Origin of the sequence: Pseudomonas lini (assembly GCF_001042905.1) — a bacterium.
Taxonomy (GTDB): domain Bacteria; phylum Pseudomonadota; class Gammaproteobacteria; order Pseudomonadales; family Pseudomonadaceae; genus Aquipseudomonas; species Aquipseudomonas lini.
The window spans coordinates 372,474-394,113 of the sequence record NZ_JYLB01000003.1 but is presented as its reverse complement, the minus strand read 5'-3'; the positions used below and the strand labels follow the sequence as shown (position 1 = coordinate 394,113).

Here is a 21,640-nt window from a genome sequence, read left to right as displayed (position 1 = left end):
ATACGGGGCCTCGATAGTGGCTTTTTCAGCTTTGTTAGATGAGACTTTTTGGGTCATCCCCTTGTTGTCAGTGACACCATCAACAATAATCCCGGATTCAAGCGTTATTCGATAGGGAATATTCTGCTTCGGTTTGCCCGTTTTTTCATCATTGAGTAAAAAGACTAAGTCGTGGCTGGTGTTATCAGTGTCTTGGGCAGGTTTTGCTATATTAGTCTTTTTGAATTTTTTGTATTATTTCCACTGGATGGCAAGCTTATCTGGACGTTCTGGTGGGATTGTCACCTTTATTCCGCTCGAAGAAGTTGCATGAATGAATTCGTCATGCAGTTCTATTCTGTCGAAAGGATTTGTTGTGCTTAATACAATTAACCAAACCAGTTCATCAGTGTCTTTTTTTGTCAGTGAGATAAAACCATCTTCTCCGGATGCTAGACACTCGCCGCATTGTATGATGTTGCCTTTAGAGTCTTCTGTCGTGTAAATAGTCGCCAAGCCTTCACAAAGCCCATTTTCGACTGAAGAAAAATCTAATGCAGGCAGCCAAGTTTTGTTTTTTAACGATTGCTCTTTCTCTGACGTCTCAAATAGGCAATAGAATCCATTGTTTGACGTTATGGAGTTTTGACGAGGGTATATCTCTTCTTGCCAGTGGTTTTGTACTTTTTCTTTGTCTTCGCGAAACATTTTATTTTTACCTATTCGTTAATTTTAGGCAGAGTTTTAATGCCTGTAGCGGGTGCTGGTTGACCATCCACCCAGTTGCGTTGTTCATTTCTTCGCATCTTAAATGCTTTTTCCCAGGTCTTTTTTGACCCTGGCATGATGTCTTCAGCCGCTACAATTTCAATAGGTATCTTTTCTAGATCCGCCATTTGAGCTGCTCTGAGTCGTCGATTGTCATAAGACACGAGCTGACCATCGACCTCCATTACTCGGATGGGGCCTGATCGTTGCCAATCCCAAGTGCCATTACGCATCTCCTGCTCGTAACCTTGGCCGTTTTTGTTTACACCTGGTTGTGTGAAATTAATATCTTTCGGGTTTGCTGTACTTTGACCAACCCTATATTTACGTCCAGAAGCATCAGGTGCGCGGCTTTCACCTGAGTCGACACTTGCTCCTGTCGGACTAGAGGGGTCCTCTACTGGAATTCTGCATTTTTCTGTGTCCGGACATTCTCCACTCAATCCCAACGGATCCACCCACCCAGTAGGGTTAGGCACGTACTGGTAGTTGTTCAACCCACCCGCAAGCTTGATCGGATCCGGCGTCAGGTACCGCCCAGTGCCCGGATTGTAGTAGCGATTCCGGTTGTAATGTAAGCCCGTTTCCCCGTCGAAGTACTGACCTTGGAAGCGCAGTGGGTTGTCGATTTCGGCAATGTCGAGAGTGGCGAGGTTGCCGTAGGCGCGGTATTTCGCCGACCACATGATCTGGCCGCTGTAGTCGGTGAGTTCCTGCGGGGTGCCAAGGTGGTCCAGTTGGTAGTAGAACGGTTCGGCTTTGAGCGGGCCTTCGCCATCGAGCATGGCCAATGGGCGGAAGGTGCCCGGTTCATAGATGTAGCTGCGATAGCGGTTGTTGGCGCTTTCGGCGATGAGACGTTCGCCTTGCCACAGGAATTCTGTGGTGTGGCCATCGACGATCTTGGCGATACGGCGGCCAAAGGCGTCGTATTTGTAGGTTGCATTACTGCCGCCGGGGAGGCTGACGCCGATCAGGCGGTGCTGGCAGTCATAGTGATATCCGGTGACGAGTTTCTGCCCGGTTCCTCGACGTTCCCGCGCCAGGTTGCCGTAGGCGTCGTAGTCGTAGTGGCGGTCGCCCTGCATGAGCAGGCGATTGCCTTTGACGTTGGCCAGGTTTGCAGTTGGCTGGTCGCCTTGGCCCAGGAGGTTGCCCGCCGGGTCGTGGGCGAAGCTTTCCGGGGTGGTGCCACGGACGTTGATCAGTCTGTCGAGCGGGTCGTAGTGGTAGCTGCGATTGCCTTTGCGGCTGTCGTCGATGCCGGCGAGATTGCCATTGGCATCGTAGGCGTAGCGCCGCTGGAACAGGTTGCGATCTTGCTGACCCACCGTGTGGGCTTGCAGTCGGCCTTGTTCGTCGTACTGGTATTGGCTGAGCAGCAGGCCTTGTTGACGTTGCTGCTCGCGGCCTGCGCTGAACTGGTGAGTCGTCAGGCGCGAGCCGTTGAGGTCGATGCTGCCCAAGCGACCGCCGGATTGGTGGCGGTAGTCGAGCTTGCTGCCGTCGGGGAGGCGGCAGTGGCTCAGTTGGCCGAGTTTGTCATACTCGTAACGCGTGGTGCCCCAGCCTTGGTGTTCGGTGATCAGGCGGTCTTGCGGGTCATATTCGTAGGCGAGAGGCCAGTGGCCGTCGTCGACGTTTACCAGGCGACCCAATGCATCGTAGCTGTAGTGAATTTCTTCGCCATCGGCCAGGGTCTTTACCAGCAGGCGGCCCGCGGCGTCGCGCTGGTACTCGGTAACCAGTTCGCTGCCGTCATCGCCGAATTCGGTTTTCTTCAGCAGTTGGCCGTTGAGGTCATACTCGTAGGCGGTGCGGCGACCGTCGAAGCCCGTTTCCTGCTGGATCAGGCCGTTAGGGTAGTAATCGAGCTGGTAGTGCTCGCCACGTTCGTTTTCTATCTCGCTGAGCAACAGACGCGAGTTTTCGTAGCGGTAACGCAGTTGGCTGCCGTCCGGGTTGATGCGACGGCTGACCAGATGCAGGTTATCCGCATATTCGTAGCGGGTAACGCGGCCTAGTTCATCGCGTTCGGCGGTGACTTTGCCGTAAGCGTTGTAGGTGAACGCACGAGTCGCACCGCCGGGTAGAGTGATTTGCGCGAGGCGGTTCGCCGCGTCCCATTGATAGTGGGTGATCGCGCCGCTTTCGTCCTGACGAGTAATCTGTCGACCCAATGCGTCGTAGCGATACTTGCGCTGACCGCCGTCGGGCAGATGTTCTTCGAGCAGTTGGCCAAGATTGTTCCAGCCCAATTGATGACGGCTGCCATCAGGATGACGGATCTCCAGCAGACGGCCCTGGCGGTTGTAGCTGTAGTGGGTCGAGTTGCCGTCCGGGTCGATTTGTTCGGTGATGTCGCCCTGATCGTTGCGTTGGTACTTCCATAGCGACTCACCCCGTAGCACTTCGCTGACAAATCCATTGCTGTATTCGTACTGTGTCGGTGCGTCTTCCGGTGGAATCACTGCGACCAGTCGTCCGGCTTCGTTGTACTGATACTCGGTGACTGCACCCAGCGGATCTGATTCGGCGATCAGCCGGCCCTTATCATCGTAGGCCTTGAGGTGCTCCGCGCCGTTCGGGTCGACTTTAGCTACCAGTCGCGCCTGATCATCGTGGGTGTAGATTTCTTCGCTGCCGTCGGCATTCGTGACCGTGACGCTGCCCTTGTCATCCCAGGCGTAGTGCGCGTCCATCTGCGAGAAGCTCGCCCAGTGATGGATGCAGCGTGCCGACTTGCCTTCCTTTTCCCATTCCCAGTAGAAGCTCGCACCACCTGCCAGTTGGCGCTCAAGAATGACGTTTTGATCGTTGTAGGCGTAGCGTTCTGCTTCGCCCGCTGCGTTTCTGGCTTCGATCAGGCGGTGCTGGGCGTCATAGCCATAGGTGACCAGGGTTTGAACGGTGCTCCAGGCATCTTCCAGATTGTCCGCCGGCCTGAACTGCTGATAGTCGATGGCGACGATGTGCTTGCGGTCATAACGCACGAGGAGGGCGCGACCGGCACCGTTGTCGACACGCTTAATTCGCCCGTGGATGTCACGGGTAATTTGCAGGCGATTGCCATAATCGTCGCTGATGGCGATAAGCGTGGCGCCCTTGCTGTTGTAGCGGAAATGATAGAACTGCTTGCGTTCGCCGGCCTGCGTGAGAACTAGCTCGGAAGGGTCGTCACCGATGAAAATGGCCGCTTCCGAGAGGCTGTTGGTGATCGCTGGACGCTGCACGCTTGGCAGCGGGAACGTGGTGACGCGGTTCTCATGGTCGGTCCAGAGGACTTCGTCTTCTTGGATGTCAACGCGTTGGGCCAAGGCATGGCTCCAGCCGTAGCCGAGACCGCAATCGATTTCTGCGGCGCTGGTGCGATAGAGTCGCGTCCAGCTGAAGGGCAACAAACCACCGAGCTCGCCATCGGTGAGGGTCAATAACTCTTCGCCCGTGACCATCGATACGGGACAACCATTGGTGCAGGTTTTCTTGGCGCAGGCAGCGCTTTTTTCATCAGGATTTGTTGATTGTTTGGAATGGTCGTCAATGTGTTCATGCTCTCGCACTTTTGCGTGATTTTGGCGATCCCAACCGATTTTCACCTTGCCTTTTTCAAAGGCGCCAACGGCCGCGCGGGCGGCTACTTTCTTGTATTTCTCAATAGACTCCATGAAAGCTTTCAGGATCTTGAAAACGGCTTTAATGAAACCGGTTACTGCGTTAAGGATTTTTGCTCCGTAGGTCGCCAGGCGGACGCCCAGATAGGCAATACCTGACCCTTCTGCCGCAAACGTCAACACCACTGCCAACACGATGTCGATAAGGATTGTTACCAGAATGTTGGAGGCCTGCTCGGAGAACTTGCCCGCGACGACACTAGGTGGCAATTCAAGAAGCCAGATAACCGCAGTTTTCAGCAACAAAAATAGGGCAGCCTGGTCACTTGCCAGAAGCATTATTTTTTCCATGGCAGCAGGTGTTTCTTTCGCAAGTTTGATCAGGTCGGTAGCACTCTGACCTAGTTCACCTGCAAATTTCTCAGGGTCCTTCAGAATCTCAAATATGCGTTTTATGCCATCAAACGCACCCTTGATTGCCTCCAAGCTGCCTTTGGCGGTGCCATTGAGTTGAGCAAGAAAAGTTGTCGACAATGCCTGGGTCGGCCATAGCGGCTTATAGTTTCTCCACTCAGCTTCCAGCCATGTTTGCAGCTGCTGGGTTAAACCGTCGTAGGAGTCGAAGAGCTCGGTGATCTGATCTTTGGTTACATTGCTCTGAACGCGGACATAGTATTTCTTTCCCGGGATCCCTTTGAAAACACCTTTACCTTGTTCGTCCAAGTCAACAGGAACTGGGTTGCCACCCTGTACTGGTGTTACATCGACCTTAATGTTGCCAACGGGGATGTCATGGAGGGATACGAATTTACTTTCAATCAGTAATTTGCCGTCTTTCGGGCATACCGCGACGGTGGACGAAAAATCGCTATCTTTTGTGCTGACTGTCGCACTCGCACTGCCGAGTTTGACGGTTCTGTTCATTCCCAATAAGGCTGGTTTGTCAAAGAACTGAGGGCCTTTATCCAGCCACTCGGCGAAATTGCTTTCGGTCACCTCACGGTAAAGCTTCAGACTGTCCTTGAAGGTGGTCAATTGGTTATCAACAAAGGCAACGCGATCCATCAGCCTTGCTCCAAAATCAGGTGGTTTAACAGTGCTTCATTCAGGTTTTGCGGAGCGTCGGGCCGGCGCACGAAACGTGCGATCTTCAGCTTTAAATTGCTCTCGGGGTAAGCGGCGTAGATGTCTGGACGTTCCTCTTCCAGCCATTGCATCAAGTTGCCAATCAGGGTTGACGGGTTTTTCTTGGCCAAGCCATCGAGCAATGTCTGTGGCACTTCCCACCACGGCCAATCCTTCGGTGGCGGCACAACCCGCGGCCCAACCTCCAGTCGCTTCCCGTTAATCAAATACCGGTCAAACACCGGGAGCACTTCACCTGCCGCATCACCCAACCCTTCCAGAATCGGATAGATATGCCGCCCATCCCAGAACCGGAAAAACACTTCAGTCCCATCCGGCATCCGAACCTGAGTGAGGCTACGCAGATGTTCGAACACCACGTTCGATTCGCTCCTGGAAACGGCCAGCCACCCCCAATCGAGGGCGTCGGTTTCGGCAATCCATGACAGGAAGCTTGAGTTGGGTTTCAACTCGGTGAGGTATGGCATCACTGGCTGCCAACCCGCATAGGGTGTACCGCCCCAGATCGGGATCGCCTGGGTTGTCGGTTCATTTAGATAAAGCGTCTTGAGCGCTTCGGCATTGCTGGCCGCGCTAACGATCAAGTACAAACGCTCGCCCGTCTGCACCGGCCGTTCAGCCAACCACGCTTGAGGAGTCAACAGATCAGATCGCACAGGCACCTGCCTTGCATTTCTCGCACTCTTCACAGAACGGCGCATTGCGTTTCAGCGTATTGATCTGCGCCGGGCTCAGAACCGCGCCAGCCTTATCCGCATCAGCCTGTTTCAACGCCCCAGGCATCAACGGCGCCGCTCCGGTCCCGCTGCCGGGGCTGCCGCCGGAGTTCATGTTGATCACCGGCCCACTTAGCGTCACGCCGCTGGCGTCGATCTTGATGAAGCTGCCGCCGCCCTTGAGGGTCAGTTCGCTGCCGGCTTCGAGCACGACTTTCATGCCGCTGCTCAGGTGGATTTCCTGGCCGGCTTCGATGAATTGGCCGGTGCCGACCTTTATGTGCTGGTTGACGCCCACTGTGAGGTGGTCGTTGGCGCGGGTTTCGACTTTGCGGTCGGCGTAGACGGTGTGGTGTTCTTCGGCCTTGAATTCGCTGTAGCTGTTTTTCTCGACGGTGTCGTGGCGTTCGTTGCCGACGCGGATTTTCTGGTCGTGTTCGACGTTTTCGTCCCAGTCGCGCTGGGCGTGCAGGAAGATCTGTTCCTGACCTTTTTTGTCTTCGATGCGCAGTTCGTTGAAACCGCCGCCGCCCGGAGAACTCAGGGTCTTGAATGTGCTGCGGGTTTTGTTCGCCGGCAGGGCGTACGGGACGACGTTTTCCTTGTGGTACAGGCAGCCGCTGATCAGCGGTTGGTCGGGGTCGCCTTCGAGGAAGCTGACCAGCACTTCCATGCCGATCCGTGGGATGGCGATGCCGCCGTAATGGGCGCCGGCCCAGGCGGAGGAGACGCGCAGCCAGCAGCTGGTCTTGTCGTCGGCCTGGCCTTCGCGGTCCCAGTGGAATTGCACTTTGACGCGGCCGTACTGGTCGCAGTGGATTTCTTCACCTTTGGGCCCGGTGACCACGGCGCTCTGGCTGCCGAGGATCCGTGGTTTGGGGTGGTTCAGCGGCGGGCGGTTCGGTACGTCCCAGGGAGTGGCCTGGAAGCGGTTGCGGTAGCCCTGGTGGAAATCGTCCTTGAGCTGGGTCGTGTTGCTGGTGACCGACTCTTCCAGCACTTGCGGCTGTTTGCCTTCGTGGAGGATTTCGGTGAGCAGCCACAGGTCGTTCCATTTGGCTTTCGGGTGTTGGGTCAGCGCCAGGAAGTGGCCGCTGACCAGCAACGGCTGATCGCTTTTGCCTTCGGCGAGCTGGAAGTCGCTACGGTGACGCTCTAGGGCGCGTTTGGCCAGGTGCTTGCCGCGTTCGCGGTCGATGAAGCGGCCGGGGTAGTCGTAGTCTTCGAGGTCGGGCAGGGCGTCGCCACGGTTTTCGCTTTCCAGCGTCAGGCGCGGTTTTTCGAAGTCGTAGTCGCGGCGGGTGGTGCGGCTGGTGCGGGTTTCCAGGCGCAGGTCGAAGCGCTTGATCACCGGGTCGTTGGCGACCATGCCGGAGTCTTGCTGATAGGCCACGGGCGCGAGTTTCGGGAACACCGTCTGGTCATCGCCGAACACCAGCTTGTGGGCCGTGGCGCTGTGCTGGAAGTGGTAGTGGATACCTTCTTCCTCGCACAGGCGCTGGATGAACTGCAGGTCCGATTCATCGTACTGAACGCAATAAATGCGCTCGGGATAAATCGCCCCGACCTTGAATGCGTAGGCATTGCTCTGGATGCCGTGCTCTTCGAGGACGCTGCCGATGATTTTCGGTACGGAGAGGTTCTGGAAGATGCGTTGGTTGATGCGGTGCGCCAGGTAGGACAGCTGCGGACGCAGCGTCACCGCGTAGCGGGTCAGGCGTTTGCCCGAATCGCCTTGGGCGGCGCGATAGATCTGGCCATGGATGCCGCTGCCATCCGGCGAGAGCTGCAAAAAGGCCGGTTTGTGCAGCAGGGTCTCGAGGTCCAGGGACGGCTGTTCACTGACCAGCTCCACCTCAAATACAAAAGGCTGGCTGATGGCTTCCCGACCTTGCAGGCCAAGGACCTGGAGATCGTTTTCCAGACCTTCGACAGTCAGGGCAAAGTGAGTCTGATTGGCCGGCGCGAACATCCCTTGTTCCTCGTGCAGTGCTGCGGCGCACGCCGACACCCAAACGGGCGCTTGCGGACGCGAAAATTCTTGGAAGACGCAAATGACATCGACCAGCAGAGCTGGCCGATGTTTGGAACCGTCAGCCGCGATTAAGCGACTGGAACACGCCAGTCATCGGAACCCGAAGTACCGGATACTTCGTGGGTCCAGGTGATTTTGCGGTAGGTGAATTGCACTTCTTCCAGGTGCGTGAAGTGCGAGTTCGACGGATCCTGGCAGTTGTGCATTTTGTTGTTGATGGCGACGATGATCGCGTCTTCCAGTTTGGTGGTGTAGTAATGCTCTTGGGTGCCTTGAGCCGAAGTGCGGTACCACTGGATAACGATTTCGCTCATGCGCTCGCCGGAGGTCAGCGCCGCTTGCAGCAGTGGCGAGGACTTGTCGTAGACCTTGGTGATCACGACTGGCTTGTGTACACGCTGACCGGTCGGTTGGCCGGACTGTGGGTCGCGCGGGATGATCACGTCGTGGCTGAAAGCCTGAACCATGACCTGGTCTTCGTGACCTTCCTGGTAGGTGTTGCCAACCGAGTCGGCGGTGAACGCGCCGGCAGTGATCAGGCCTTGTTTCTCGCCAGTAACGGACATGTACGCTGGTGTAGCCATGGATGTGCTCCTTGCTAAAAGTTAGGGTGCCCGGGAGGCGGTATCGCCCGGTGGGTGCCTGACTGTTATCAAGGACCGTGCCAGAAATGATTAACGCTATATAAATCAGATGGTTGAGGTAATTTTTCAAACGCCGGAGAGGTTTTTGGCAAAGATCAGCTGAAAAAGTGCGCAAGAAGTTGCGCAGTGGTGCGCAACTTCTTGCGCACTTGGCTGGAGGGCTTGATAAACCTGGCGTCCAGCGTCGCTGGGGGACTTTTCCCCGACATAGTTGCGCAACTTCTTGCGCATCAAGGCCATGAGCCGTCACCCCCGACAATGGGCGCAACGAACAGCGCTGTCCGATGGTCAAACCCAGCGCCGAGATCACTGAATAACCCTGACATCGACTGGAGAACGACATGAAAATCCTGATGGTTTTAACGTCCCACGATCAATTGGGTGACACCGGTAAGAAAACCGGCTTCTGGCTCGAAGAATTCGCCGCACCGTATTACACCTTCAAGGACGCTGGCGCGCAGCTGACCCTGGTCTCACCCAAGGGCGGCCAGCCACCGCTGGACCCCAAGAGTGATGAGCCCGACGCGCAAACCGCGGCCACCGATCGCTTTCACAAGGATTCCGCTGCCCAGTCCGCATTGGCGTCTACCGGGGTGCTGAACACCGTGAGGGCCGAGGACTATGACGCTGTTTTCTATCCAGGCGGGCATGGCCCGTTGTGGGATCTGGCTGAAGACACCTTTTCAATTGCGCTGATCGAGGCGCTCTACAACGCGGGCAAACCGGTTGCGGCTGTTTGTCATGCGCCGGGGGTGTTGCGCCACGTCAAGGATGCGGACGGCCAGCCGTTGGTCAAAGGCAAGCGGGTGACAGGCTTCACCAATTCCGAGGAAGCTGCTGTGCAGTTGACGGATGTTGTGCCGTTTTTGGTGGAAGACATGCTCAAGGCCAATGGTGGCCTTTACTCCAAGGCAGATGACTGGGCGAGTTACGTGATCGCGGATGGTCTGTTGCTGACCGGTCAGAACCCGGCCTCGTCGGAAGCGGTCGCCAAGGCTTTGTTGGCGAAGCTGGAGTAAGATCAAAAGATCGCAGCCTGCGGCAGCTCCTACCTCGAGCGTGTGCAACCGCGATGCAACGGGTGCCCCAATCCCTTTGTGCAACCGCGATGCAACGGGTGTACCCAGCCCCCGTAGGAGCTGGCGGAGCCTGCGATCTTTTTTGCGGCCATCACGTCTATTCGGAAACGTTCAAACCCAGTGCTGCAATACACTCCTCGATCGACCGCCGCTGCGTCTCGGCATACAACCCCAGTTCATCAATCGTCGACCTTCCCAAGGCCTTTTCGAACGCCTGTTGGTTCGAGTGCACGCCATAGTGGGTTTGCGCCGCATCCCCCAAATTCGACTGAAAAATCCCAGCCGCGCTGACTGGCAAAAAGTCTTCGTACACCAGCGGTTCAACCCGCACATAGCCGCCTTTGAGCAAATCCTCCAGCGACGCGCCTTTCAGCCCATCTGCCGCCAGGCCTTTTTCCGTCACGAAGTAGCGAAAGTACGCCAGTTCCTGTTGGCGCATTTCCTCGACGGTGTCAGGGAATTCGCCGAAGTGCTGCGTCATTAGCGCGTTGTAGCGTGCGGCATTGGCTTCGTTGGGGAAATCCTTCAGTTCATCCCGTGCGGCGTTGAGCAAGCGGTCGTAAAGCGCCCGGCCTTTGGGGGTGAGCGCCGCGCCGCGTTGCTCGATTTCACCGAAACGGGCGCTATGGCTGCCACGGGTCTGGGCTTGATCGGTGAAGGTGATGGGCTCGTCCAGCGCCTTGAAGCTGGTTTGGCGCAGCAGGATCGGGCATTGGCGGCGGGGCGGGCCTTCGATCACCGCTTTGGGGGTGATGCCATGGGCGGGCATTTGCGCCTGCACAATGTCGATGTCCAGGGTGCGTGGTGTCAGGTGGTTGATGTGCGGGCCCTTGAACGCCACCACGTCGGCGATCAGTCGATGCTGGGCGCTGAGTTGCTGATACTGCTCAGCGGTGACGGTGGCGCTGTGGTGCCAGCGGAAGGTTTCCAGGGCTTGTGCGACAAAGTCCTGCGTCTCGTATTCGGTCAGGCCACCCTGGGTTTCAGCGCGCTCAATGAGGGCCAATGCCGCCGGGGTGAAGATCGAGCGCGTGTCCAGCACCGACTGGGCAAAGGCCCGCAATTCGGCGTCTTCGATCAGTTCCAGGCGCAGCAGCGAGGTGAACACCCGGAACGGGCTGACCTGCAATGCCGCCTCATGCACGGCACGGAACGCGGTGGAATGCACCGGCACGCCGGCCGGGGTCAGGTCGTAATAGCCCACCGGCTGCATGCCCATCACCGCAAACAGGCGGGCGAGGGTCGCCAGTTCAGCGGCGGTGCCGACGCGGATCGCACCATGGCGTTCCAGGTCCAGCCGCTGGATCTCGCCGGTGCTGTGCAGCTGTCGGGCGATTTGCGGATCGCTGTCCAGCACGTGGCGGTTGGTCTGTTCCACCAGTTCCATCAGCGCGCCGTACAGCGGCACTTCTTCGCGGTACATGTCGGACATCGCTTTGGAGAAGCGTTGGCGGATCAGGTCAGGGCTGACGAAGTTCGGATGGCTCATGAAAATTTCCTGGCGCAGTGACGTAACGGATGCCGGAAAAGATCGCAGCCTTCGGCGGCGCCGACAAACGAAGTTTCTGACGAACTTCATTCTGCCAAGGACTGTTCTTGCAACGCAGGAGTGCTCAGTCAGCGCAGCACGTGGTCCACCAATTCGATCCAGTGCCTGACTGGCGTTCGTCCGGCGCTGTTGAGATGGCTCTGACAGCCGATGTTGGCGGTGGCGATGATCTCGGGGTGGCCGCTTTCCAGGGCGTTGAGTTTGTTGTCGCGCAGTTGCCGCGCCAGTTCCGGTTGGGTGATCGAGTAGGTACCGGCCGAGCCACAACACAAATGACTGTCGGGTACCGCCGTGAGATTGAAGCCCAACCGCGTCAGCACGGCTTCTACCGCGCCGCCGAGTTTTTGGGCGTGCTGCAAGGTGCAGGGGCAATGGAAGGCGATCCGCTGGTCGGTGGCTGCGCAAACCCGTTCCAAAGGTTCATCGGCCAGCACTTGCACCAGGTCCAGCGCCAATTCGCTGACCCGCTGGGCTTTGGCCGCATAGACCGGGTCGCGCTCCAGCAGATGCCCGTAATCCTTGATGAAGGCGCCGCAGCCGCTGGCGGTTTGCACGATGGCTTCGGCGCCGTTTTCCAGGTGCGGCCACCAAGCGTCGATGTTGCGTCGGGCGCGGTCCAGGCCCATGGCTTGGGCGTCGAGGTGATAGTCCAACGCGCCGCAACAGCCAGCGTCTGACGCCGGGATCACGCTGATCCCCAGCCGATCCAGCACCCGCGCGGTCGCGGCATTGGTGTTCGGCGACAGACCAGGTTGCACGCAGCCTTCGAGCATCAGCACCCGGCGAGCATGCCGAGGGACAGGGCGCTCGCCCGTGGCGGGGAGGTCGTGGGGCAACTTCGCCGCAACGCCCCCTGGCAGCAACGGCCGGAATGTGGCGCCGATTTGCAGCAAAGTCCTGAACAGATTCGGATTCGGCGCCAATCCCCGCAACCCTTGGCGCAACAGTCGCTGACTGGCCGGGCGCGGCACCGCTTTATCGATCACGGCGCGGCCAATGTCCAGCAAGTTGTGATAATCCACCCCGGACGGGCAGGTGGTTTCGCAGTTGCGGCAGGTCAGGCAGCGATCCAGGTGCAACTGGGCTTTGGCCGTGGCGGGGGCGCCTTCGAGCACTTGCTTGATCAGGTAGATGCGCCCGCGCGGCCCGTCCAGTTCGTCGCCCAGCAGTTGATAGGTTGGGCACGTCGCGTTGCAGAACCCGCAATGCACACAGGTGCGCAGAATCTTGTCCGCTTCTTCGGCGCGGGGCAGTAGTTTGGACTGTTCGCTGAGATTGGTTTGCATGCTAAAGGTCCGCGTACATCCGCCCAGGGTTGAACAGCCCTTGCGGGTCCAGTTGCGCCTTGAGTTGCCGGTGATAGCGCAGCAGTGCCGGGGGCAGCGGCTGAAATGGCGTTTCGCTGACGCCATGGCTGAAACAGGTGGCGTGGCCGCCGAGTTCAAGGGCTCGCGACTGAATGTCGTCGGCCGCGGATTTCAACCAGCGTTGCGCGCCGCCCCAGTCGATCAGTTGCTCACCGGGCAAGTCCAAAGGCCCGAGGTTGTTGGGCAATGACAAGCGCCACAGCGCCAAGCCCTCATTAAAAAAGTCTAGTCGTTGTTCGTTCAGGTCGGCCCAATAACCGGAGTCCAAGGGTTCGCCGCCGAGCCGTTGATGGGCGGCCGTGACCGAACCTTCGCCGCCTTCCAGTCGCAGATACAAACGCTGACCGTCGTAGCTGGCGGCGCTGATGGGCAGCGGTTGCTGGCCCCATTGCGCCAGATTGGCCAAGGCGCGGGCGCAGTCGATGTCCAGGCTGATGCTCAAGCATTGCCGGGGTTTGGGCAGCACTTTGAGCGAGACTTCGGTCAGCACCCCGAGGCAGCCATAACTGCCCACCATCAGGCGCGAGAGGTCGTAGCCGGCGACGTTTTTCATCACTTCACCGCCGAAGCGCAGGTGGGTGCCGAGGCCGCTGATCACCCGGGTACCGAGGACAAAATCCCGCACCGAACCGGACCACGGGCGCCGCGGCCCGGACAGTCCCGCGGCGATCATCCCGCCAACAGTGGCGCCTTCGCCGAACGACGGTGGCTCGCAGGGCAGCATTTGCCCCGCTGCGTCCAGTGCGGCAAACAGTTCGCTCAGCGGCGTGCCGGCGCGAACGCTGATCACCAGTTCCGTCGGGTCGTAGCTGACGATGCCGCGATGGGCGCGGGTGTCGAGTATTTCTCCGGCCACTTCACGGCCAAGAAACGCCTTGGTGTTACCGCCCTGAATGCGCAGCGGCGTGGCGTTTTCCCGCGCCTGCTTGACCTGCTCCAGCAGGGCTTCACTGGCATCGAAGTCCGGCATCAGAAACGCTCCAGCTCAGGGAACGGCAGTTGCCCGGCGTGGATGTGCATCGCGCCGAATTCCGCGCAGCGGTGCAGGGTCGGGATGTTCTTGCCGGGGTTGAGCAGGCCTTTTGGATCGAACGCGGCTTTGACGGCATGAAACAGCGTCAACTCGTCACTGTTGAACTGTGCGCACATCTGATTGATTTTCTCCCGGCCTACGCCATGTTCGCCGGTGATGCTGCCGCCGACTTTCACGCACAGTTCGAGGATCTTGCCGCCGAGGGCTTCGGCCCGTTCCAGTTCACCGGGCTGGTTGGCGTCGAACAGGATCAGCGGGTGCATATTGCCGTCGCCGGCATGGAAAACGTTGGCCACGCGCAAGCCGTACTCGTGCGCCAGGCTGGCGATGCCCTTGAGCACACCAGGCAATTCGCGGCGGGGGATGGTGCCGTCCATGCAGTAGTAATCCGGCGAGAGGCGGCCAATTGCCGGGAAGGCGTTCTTGCGCCCGGCCCAGAACCGCACGCGTTCGGCTTCGTCCCGGGCCTGGCGCACCTCGCTGGCGCCGGCCGTTTGCAACACCTCGCGGACTCGTTCGCAGTCGTCGTGGACATCAGCTTCGACACCGTCCAGTTCGCACAGCAGAATCGCTTCGGCGTCCACCGGGTAACCGGCATGGATGAAATCCTCGGCGGCACGGATTGCCAGGTTGTCCATCATCTCCAGGCCACCGGGAATGATCCCTGCGGCGATGATCTCGGCCACCGCGCGACCGGCCTTTTCCACTGAATCGAAACTCGCCAGCAGGACTTTGGCGACTTGGGGTTTGGGCAGCAGTTTGACCGTGACTTCGGTGATGATCCCCAGCAAGCCTTCGGACCCGGTGAACAACGCCAACAAGTCGAAGCCCGGCGCGTCCAGCGAATCGGCGCCGAGGGTCAGGTGTTCGCCTTCAAGGGTCAATACTTCGAGTTTCAGCAGGTTGTGCACGGTCAGGCCGTACTTGAGGCAATGTACGCCACCAGCGTTTTCCGCGACGTTGCCGCCGATGGAGCAGGCGATTTGCGAGGACGGGTCCGGCGCGTAATACAGGCCGAAGGGCGCCGCTGCCTGGGAAATCGCCAGGTTACGTACACCCGGCTGAACCCGTGCGGTACGGGCGGCGGGGTCGATCTGCAGAATGTTGTTGAACCGCACCATCACCAGCAGCACGCCTTTGTCCAACGGCAGTGCACCGCCGGACAACCCGGTGCCGGCCCCGCGCGCCACCACCGGCACGTTACGGGCATGACAGAGCCTGAGCAGCGCCTGCACTTGCTCCAGCTGCCGGGGCAGGGCGACCAGCATCGGCGTGGTGCGATAGGCCGACAGACCGTCGCATTCGTAGGGTTTGAGTTCTTCTTCGCGCCAGAGAATGTCCAGGTCTGGCACCTCCTGCTGCAAGGCCTTGAGTAACGCAGCCTTGTCTACATTGGGCAGAACACCGTCGATGCGTTCGTCGTAAAGAATGTTCATCGTTCACCACCCAGCGCGAAATCCCCCTGTAGGAGCTGCCGCAGGCTGCGATCTTTTGATCTTGCCTTTATAAAGCAAAGTCAAAAGATCGCAGCCTGCGGCAGCTTCTACAGGGGGGAGACCCCTTTACCACAAGGGATCTCATCAGTTTTTCCTTTCCAAAAACTCCCGGTACAACTGCGCCGTATTGGTCGGTTGTTCAACCATCGGCATATGGCCGACACCGTCCCAGATTTCCACCTGCAGATCGGCGATGCCCTTGCTCCAGACCGGTACGCTGCTGACGTCGATCAAGCGGTCCTTGCGCCCCCACAGGAGCAGCGCCGGGCATTTGATGTCGGGCAGTTTCGGCTCCATCGGCGGGCTGGCGTGAAAGTCCCTGAAGATTTCTTCCAACTCGTCGCGCTGCTGTTCATAGCGTTGGGCGACGGCGTCCAGCACGATCCCCGGCACCCATGGCGGTGAGGCCATGGTCATGGCGTAGAAATACTGGAATTCCTCCCGGGAATGAATCAAGAACGGGTTGTGGCCGCGGGCCAGGTGTCGCTCCATGTCGCTGAGCTCCGGGGCGGTGACGCCGGCGGGGTCGAGCAGCGCCAGCGAGATAATGCGCTCCGGGTAAGTGACCGCCAGCCACGCCGCGATGTAGCCGCCCATGGAGTTGCCGATCACATGCACCTTTTCGACCCCACAGATATCGAGCAACTGGATCAATCGTTTGGCCTGGACCGGAATGTCATAGCCACCGCCGGCCTTGAAGCCGGTTTCGCCATGGCCGGCGAGGTCAGGAATAATCACCCGGTAGTCGTCGACAAAATGTCGGGCGAAGCGCAGCCAGATGTTCTTGTCGGCGCTGAAGCCGTGCAGCATCAGCACGCTGCTGGAGGCTTCGTAAGGCCCGCCTTGCCAGGTCGAAACGGTCATTTCAGGGATTGGCACGACGATCTTGTGCAACCGGTACAGCCGGGCCTCCAGCGCCATGTTCAAGTCATAGAGCCAGTAACCGATGGCCGGGTAGCTCAACCAGCTCCAGGCCACGAAGACGGCGATAGTGACAACCAACAAAAGCATCAGGCTATTCCTTTGCAGTGATCAGGGCAGGTTGTTTATCGATCCTTCCCTTCATGTATAGACCAAACAGTGGGCATTCAGCTCATGGGGAGGTCATGCTATTCAGACCGCCAACCGGTGATGGCTATTTGCCGCTGCCCTGATAGACTTCCTAACACACTTTCAACCCGTGTGTTGTCAGGCTCCGCTAGAGGCCTCTATGGAAAAAAAAGGAGGAAAGGGACTTTCACTGGCCAGGAGGCTGTATGCGTCGCGAACCTTGGGTCTGGCCCTTGGGTTGTTGTGTGTCGGCGCAGGGATGTACCCACTCAACCCGGCGCCTTGGGTCTGGGGGGTGATGCTGCTCAACGGGCTGCTCTGGCCGCATGTGGCCTATCAGTGGGCGCGTCGGGCGGAAATTCCTTTTCGTGCCGAACACCGCAACATCCTGGTGGACGCGTTTCTCGGCGGTTTCTGGGTGGCCGCCATGCAGTTCAATCCGCTGCCCAGCGCGGCGACCCTGTCGATGATGGCGATGAACAACGTAGCCATCGGCGGTTTGCGTTTTCTGTTGAAGGGCGCCGTCGCGCAACTGCTCGGGATTGGCCTCGGGCTGCTGGTGTTCATGCCGGCTTTTGTCCCGCAAACCAGTCCGATGCAGCTGTACGCCTGTTTGCCTTTACTGTCGATTTATCCGATGGCGCTGGGCTGGATCTGCTTTCGTCAGGCCCATACCCTTGGCCGACACAAGCGTGAACTGTTGGCGCTCAGCCGCACCGACAGCCTGACCGGCCTGCTGAATCACGGTGCCTGGAAAGATCAACTGGAAATCGAGTTTCAGCGTTGCCAACGCCAGCAGCAGGGCGGGGCCATTGCGCTGATCGACATCGACCATTTCAAAACCATCAACGATACCTACGGCCATGTCGCTGGGGACATCGTTCTGCGTCGGCTGAGCAAAATGCTCAAGCAGAACCTGCGTGCCGCGGATGTCGCCGGGCGCTATGGCGGCGACGAATTCTGCGTGCTGCTGCCAGGCCTGCCGCTGGACCGCGCGGCCGTGGCGATGGATGCGCTGCGTGATCGTTTCGCCACGTTGGGTTACGAGCAGAACCCGGCGTTGAAAGTCAGTTTGAGCATCGGCCTGGCAGCCTTCAACCCGGCCCACGACGACGCGACCCTGTGGCTCAACGACGCCGACCAGGCGCTCTACGAAGCCAAGACCACCGGCCGCAACCGCGTCATTTGCCACGGCGATGGTAAGCCGCATAAAGCGTTGCTCGATTCGGTGTAACCCAATCACCACGAATCCCTGTGGGAGCGGGCTTATGTGGCGAGGGGGCTTGCCCCCGTTCGACTGCGAAGCAGTCGTAAAACCAGTCACCGCTGTCTAATTCAAGATTGCGGTGACTGGTTTTAGGGGCGCTTCGCTCCCCAACGGGGGCAAGCCCCCTCGCCACATAAGCCCGCTCCCACAGGGGATTCGTGGTCATTCAGGTTTGTATGTGTCGCATCCGGTGTAGAGCCTTGTGTCGTAGTCAGGTAGGGTATTTTCGACCCCGACACGAAACAAGGATCGATTCATGACGTTCAAACGCTCTCGCTCCCTCCTGGCCACCAGCCTCGGCCTGACCCTCGCCCTCGGCGCCTTCACCCCCTCAGCCTTCGCCGAACCCCATAAACAAGTCCTCGCCGATGCCGAACAGTACAAGGGTGAAGCCCTGAAACTGCTGGAACGCTTGGTGAATATCGACTCCGGCTCCGGCTATGAACCGGGCCTGACCCAGGTGAGTGACATCGCCATTGAAGAGTTGAAGAAACTCGGCGCCACCATCGAACTCGTGCCCAACACCCCGGACAAGAGCAACCATGTGCTGGCCACTATCAAAGGTACTGGTACGGCGAAAATCCTGCTGATGGCGCACATGGACACCGTGTTCAAGGAAGGCTCGGCCGCCGCGCGCCCGTTCCAGATCAAGGAAGGTCGCGCTTACGGGCCGGGCGTGATGGACGACAAGGGCGGCATCGTCGCCGGGATCTATGCGCTGAAAGTCCTGAAAAACCTCGATTTCAAGGACTATGCGCAAATCACCTTCCTGCTCGACGCCAGCGAAGAAACCGGCTCGGACGTCGCCACCGACCTGATCAAGAAAACCGCCAAGGCCCACGACGTGACCCTCAACCTCGAACCGGGTCGCCCGGCCGATGGCCTGGTGGTATGGCGCAAAGGCAGCGCCACCGCCTTGGTCGAGGTCAAAGGCAAGGCATCTCACGCTGGCGTCGCGCCGGAACTGGGGCGTAACGCGGCCATGGAAGCCGCGCACCAGATTCTGCAACTCGGCAAACTGGGCGATGCAGAAAAGAAAACCACCATCAACTTCACCGTGCTTAACGCTGGCGACCGCACCAACGTGATTCCGGATCAGGCCACCGCCAAGGCTGACGTGCGGGCAGCGGTGCCGGAAGAGTTCGACCGGATCGAAAAGGATCTGGCGCGGGTCTCGAAAGACAAACTGATTTCCGAGACTGAAGTGACTACCACCCTTAAACGCGGCTTGCCGCCGATGCCGCAAACGGCGGAGTCGGATCGCTTGATGGCCATAGCCCAAGGGATTTACGGCGAAATTGGCCGCAAGTTGACGGAAGAAGGCAGCGGCGGGGCGGCGGATGCCAGCCTCTCGGCCGGGGTGGGTACACCGACGCTGGACGGGTTCGGGATTGTCGGCGGGAATATCCATACGCCCGAGGAATACGCCGAGGTCGAGAGCGTGGCACCGAGGATTTATCTGTTGTCGCGGATGATTATGGAGTTGACCAAGAAGTAATCGGCTAGATCACCCTCCCATGCAGGTGCAGGTAAGCTAAGAAATTTGAGCGACGAAAATCCTGTGGGAGCGTGGCTTGCCCGCGAAGAATGCGCCGCGGTTTTTCAGGTATTACGCGTCATCGTTCTTCGCGGGCAAGCCACGCTCCCACAGGTTCTGCGCCTTAACTTACCGGCATCAGGGGAAGATGCCACACCATCATTTCAGCCGAACCCTCACTCCTTGACGCTCATGTATTCCTCCGCCCAACGAATGTAATCCTCAGGCTGCGTATAGGTATGAGTCAGTTCAGTGGCGCTCAGGTCCGACGCCTGAGTAAAGATCTGTCGTTGTTCGCGCAGGCTGTCGTAAGTCGCCTTGATCGCGGCAAAGTACGCACCATGGCCGTCGATGGTGACGCGCACGCCCAGTTCGGCGAGGCGTTTGTCGTCGCGCAGCAGTGGGTTGCCGTAGGTGACCAGCATCAGCGGCACGCTCAGGTGCTCGGCGATTTGTTCGAGGTGGTCGAAGTCCCGCACGCCCACCATGCAAATTCCGTCCGCCCCGGCCTGTTGGTATTGCTGGGTGCGGCTGATGATTTCCTGAACTGGCAGGATCCCGGCATTGGTCCGCGCAATGATCGCCATTTCCGAGTCGACCCGGGCTTCCAGAGCCGCGCGGATCTTGCCGACGCCTTCCGCGACCCCGATCAGGTCAGTGGATTTGCGGCCGAATTGCGCGGGCAGCAAGGTGTCTTCAATGGTCAGGGCGGCGATGCCGGCGCGTTCGAGTTCGACGATGGTGCGCATGACGTTGAGCGCGTTGCCATAGCCGTGGTCGGCGTCGGCGATCACCGGCAATTGGGCCACGCGGCCGATGCGGGTAGCTTGCTCGGCGAACTCGCTCAGGGTGATCAACGCAAAGTCCGGGGCACCCAGCACCTGCAACGACGCAACCGAACCACCGAGGATCCCCACTTCAAAACCCAGGTCAGCGGCGATACGTGCCGACATGGGGTCGAAGACCGATGCGGTGTGATAGCAGGCGTTGGAAGCGAACAGTTGGCGGAAATTACGGCGCAAATCTTGATGTGACAGCCTGGACATATGAGTTCCACCAATACAAAGGAATGGAAGGGCTTGAGCAAAAGTGTCAACGCCGAAGGAACAAAAGGCTATCACGGGGAAGGGTAAAGAATGATGACGAATTTGCCGGCCTAGGGATGCAAGATCAAAAGATCGCAGCCTGCGGCAGCTCCTACAGGATGTTCAACGATCGATGCGAGCGGGTAAAGAATGATGTAGGAGCTGCCGCAGGCTGCGATCTTTTCCGATCACGCCGCCACCGCCTGCCGCTGTTGGTTACGCAGCGGCACGGCGCGGACCGAGTTGCCGGGTTGCAGTTGCAGGCGTTTGGCGGTGAGCCGGTCGACGATCAGGCTATTACCGACCATTCGCGCCTGGGCAGTGGTGATGCGGCAGTTTTCCAGGCGGCGGTTGTGGATCAGCCACACTGGCGCCTGGTCGTCGGGTGTGCCGATGGCCAACACCAGCGACTGGCTGTCGCGCACTGTGCGGATTTTCGACACCGGGGCTTCGATCACCGGGCCGGCGTCGAAGATGTCGATGTAACCCTTATGAGTAAACCCTTCGGCAGTGAGAATCTTCAGGGCAGGCTCAGTGTTCGGGTGCGGCTTGCCGATCACCGCTTGGGCCTGTTCGGTGAGCAGGCAGGTGTAGAGCGGCTGGCGCGGCATCAGTTCGGCGATGAACGCTTTGCTGCCCAGCCCCGACAAGTGATCGGCATGGCTGAAATCCATCTTGAAGAAGTGCCGGCCCAGGCTGTCCCAGAACGGTGAGCAGCCTTGTTCGTCGGCACTGCCGCGCAATTCGGCAATGAGCTTGTCGCCGAACAGGTGGGGGAATTCGGCAACGAACAGCAGACGACCCAGCGACAGCAGTCGACCATTATTGCCGTGACGTTGATCGTGTCGCAGAAACAGCGAACAGATTTCCGATTGGCCGGTCATTTCGTTGTTCAGGAACAACGTAGGGATCTGGCGCTGAATACCCAGGTCCGGCGACGAGCTGACCGTCAGTCCGACCCGGTAGTTGTACCAGGGCTCCCGCAGGCCGACGGCTCCCGCCAGGGCACTGACGCCGACCACTTGTTGATCGTCGTCTTCGAGCACGAACAGGTAATCGGCGTCCGCACGCTCGACCTGTTCGGCAAAGGTGCGCTGAGACCAGCGCACTCGGTGGGTCAGGCGTTCCTCACTGGCCGGCAGGGTGGTGAACCCGGGGCCGGCCCGTTGCACCAGATCCAGCAGGGCGGGCAGGTCGGTGACTTGAACCGGGCGGACAATCATGATGCAGCTCCTTCTTCGCGCTTGTTCGGGCGCTGTCGTTGGGCACGGGGCCGGT

16 protein-coding genes are annotated in these 21,640 nt (G+C 59.0%); 3 read left to right on the top strand and 13 right to left on the bottom strand.

The genetic code is table 11. From position 1 onward, the window contains the following. Positions 1-234 precede the first annotated feature (234 nt). From TU81_RS30280 to TU81_RS30275, 6 genes are all read right to left on the bottom strand, one after another. Positions 235-687: a hypothetical protein gene (locus tag TU81_RS30280; protein WP_151152235.1), complete on the bottom strand. Its 453-nt coding sequence runs from the start codon at positions 685-687 to the stop codon at positions 235-237. A gap of 11 nt (positions 688-698) precedes the next feature. Continuing rightward, a complete protein-coding gene (locus tag TU81_RS10480) occupies positions 699-5,423 on the bottom strand; it encodes an RHS repeat-associated core domain-containing protein (protein ID WP_048394954.1) in 4,725 nt (1,574 codons plus the stop codon). Further along, positions 5,423-6,160: a DUF4123 domain-containing protein gene (locus TU81_RS10475; protein ID WP_048394953.1), complete on the bottom strand. Its 738-nt coding sequence runs from the start codon at positions 6,158-6,160 to the stop codon at positions 5,423-5,425. Before TU81_RS10475 ends, TU81_RS10480 begins: the two co-directional genes overlap by 1 nt. After that, positions 6,150-8,192: a type VI secretion system Vgr family protein gene (gene tssI, locus TU81_RS10470; protein ID WP_048394951.1), complete on the bottom strand. Its 2,043-nt coding sequence runs from the start codon at positions 8,190-8,192 to the stop codon at positions 6,150-6,152. The genes TU81_RS10475 and tssI overlap by 11 nt, the downstream gene beginning before the upstream one ends. A gap of 131 nt (positions 8,193-8,323) precedes the next feature. Continuing rightward, positions 8,324-8,839 (bottom strand): Hcp family type VI secretion system effector, encoded by a 516-nt coding sequence (locus TU81_RS10465; protein WP_007900657.1) that lies wholly within the window; start codon positions 8,837-8,839, stop codon positions 8,324-8,326. Positions 8,840-8,965: 126 nt separating this feature from the next. Next, complete coding sequence (locus tag TU81_RS30275; protein WP_156877865.1) at positions 8,966-9,139, bottom strand: hypothetical protein; 174 nt, start codon at positions 9,137-9,139, stop codon at positions 8,966-8,968. A 101-nt stretch (positions 9,140-9,240) separates the two neighbouring features. Here TU81_RS30275 and TU81_RS10460 point away from each other — a divergent pair, with 101 nt between their 5' ends. Beyond that, positions 9,241-9,918 (top strand): type 1 glutamine amidotransferase domain-containing protein, encoded by a 678-nt coding sequence (locus TU81_RS10460; protein ID WP_038983994.1) that lies wholly within the window; start codon positions 9,241-9,243, stop codon positions 9,916-9,918. 157 nt (positions 9,919-10,075) lie between these two features. Here TU81_RS10460 and hglS read toward each other — a convergent pair whose 3' ends face one another. From hglS to TU81_RS10435, 5 genes are all read right to left on the bottom strand, one after another. Next, positions 10,076-11,467 (bottom strand): 2-oxoadipate dioxygenase/decarboxylase HglS, encoded by a 1,392-nt coding sequence (gene hglS / locus TU81_RS10455; RefSeq protein WP_038983993.1) that lies wholly within the window; start codon positions 11,465-11,467, stop codon positions 10,076-10,078. A gap of 128 nt (positions 11,468-11,595) precedes the next feature. After that, positions 11,596-12,813: a glycolate oxidase subunit GlcF gene (gene glcF / locus TU81_RS10450; RefSeq protein WP_038983992.1), complete on the bottom strand. Its 1,218-nt coding sequence runs from the start codon at positions 12,811-12,813 to the stop codon at positions 11,596-11,598. Position 12,814: 1 nt separating this feature from the next. Continuing rightward, complete coding sequence (gene glcE / locus TU81_RS10445) at positions 12,815-13,864, bottom strand: glycolate oxidase subunit GlcE (protein ID WP_038983990.1); 1,050 nt, start codon at positions 13,862-13,864, stop codon at positions 12,815-12,817. Then, positions 13,864-15,363, bottom strand: a complete 1,500-nt coding sequence (gene glcD / locus TU81_RS10440) for a glycolate oxidase subunit GlcD (protein WP_038983988.1) — start codon at positions 15,361-15,363, stop codon at positions 13,864-13,866. Before glcD ends, glcE begins: the two co-directional genes overlap by 1 nt. A 144-nt stretch (positions 15,364-15,507) precedes the next feature. Next, positions 15,508-16,434 (bottom strand): alpha/beta fold hydrolase, encoded by a 927-nt coding sequence (locus TU81_RS10435; protein WP_038983986.1) that lies wholly within the window; start codon positions 16,432-16,434, stop codon positions 15,508-15,510. Positions 16,435-16,633: 199 nt separating this feature from the next. On the opposite strand from TU81_RS10435, the gene TU81_RS10430 reads away from it, so the two are divergent. Both TU81_RS10430 and TU81_RS10425 read left to right on the top strand, forming a co-directional pair. Next, positions 16,634-17,707 carry a diguanylate cyclase gene (locus TU81_RS10430; protein WP_048394940.1) on the top strand — a complete coding sequence of 358 codons (1,074 nt, stop codon included), beginning with the start codon at positions 16,634-16,636 and terminating at the stop codon, positions 17,705-17,707. A gap of 289 nt (positions 17,708-17,996) precedes the next feature. After that, positions 17,997-19,238 (top strand): M20/M25/M40 family metallo-hydrolase, encoded by a 1,242-nt coding sequence (locus tag TU81_RS10425; protein WP_048394938.1) that lies wholly within the window; start codon positions 17,997-17,999, stop codon positions 19,236-19,238. A 215-nt stretch (positions 19,239-19,453) separates the two neighbouring features. Here the strand turns inward: TU81_RS10425 and TU81_RS10420 are convergent, their stop codons facing one another. Beyond that, positions 19,454-20,323, bottom strand: coding sequence for an isocitrate lyase/PEP mutase family protein (locus TU81_RS10420; RefSeq protein WP_048394936.1), 870 nt, complete (start codon positions 20,321-20,323; stop codon positions 19,454-19,456). 227 nt (positions 20,324-20,550) lie between these two features. Continuing rightward, on the bottom strand, positions 20,551-21,585 hold the full coding sequence (astA, locus tag TU81_RS10415; RefSeq protein ID WP_038983980.1) for an arginine N-succinyltransferase: 1,035 nt from the start codon (positions 21,583-21,585) through the stop codon (positions 20,551-20,553). Positions 21,586-21,640: the final 55 nt, after the last annotated feature.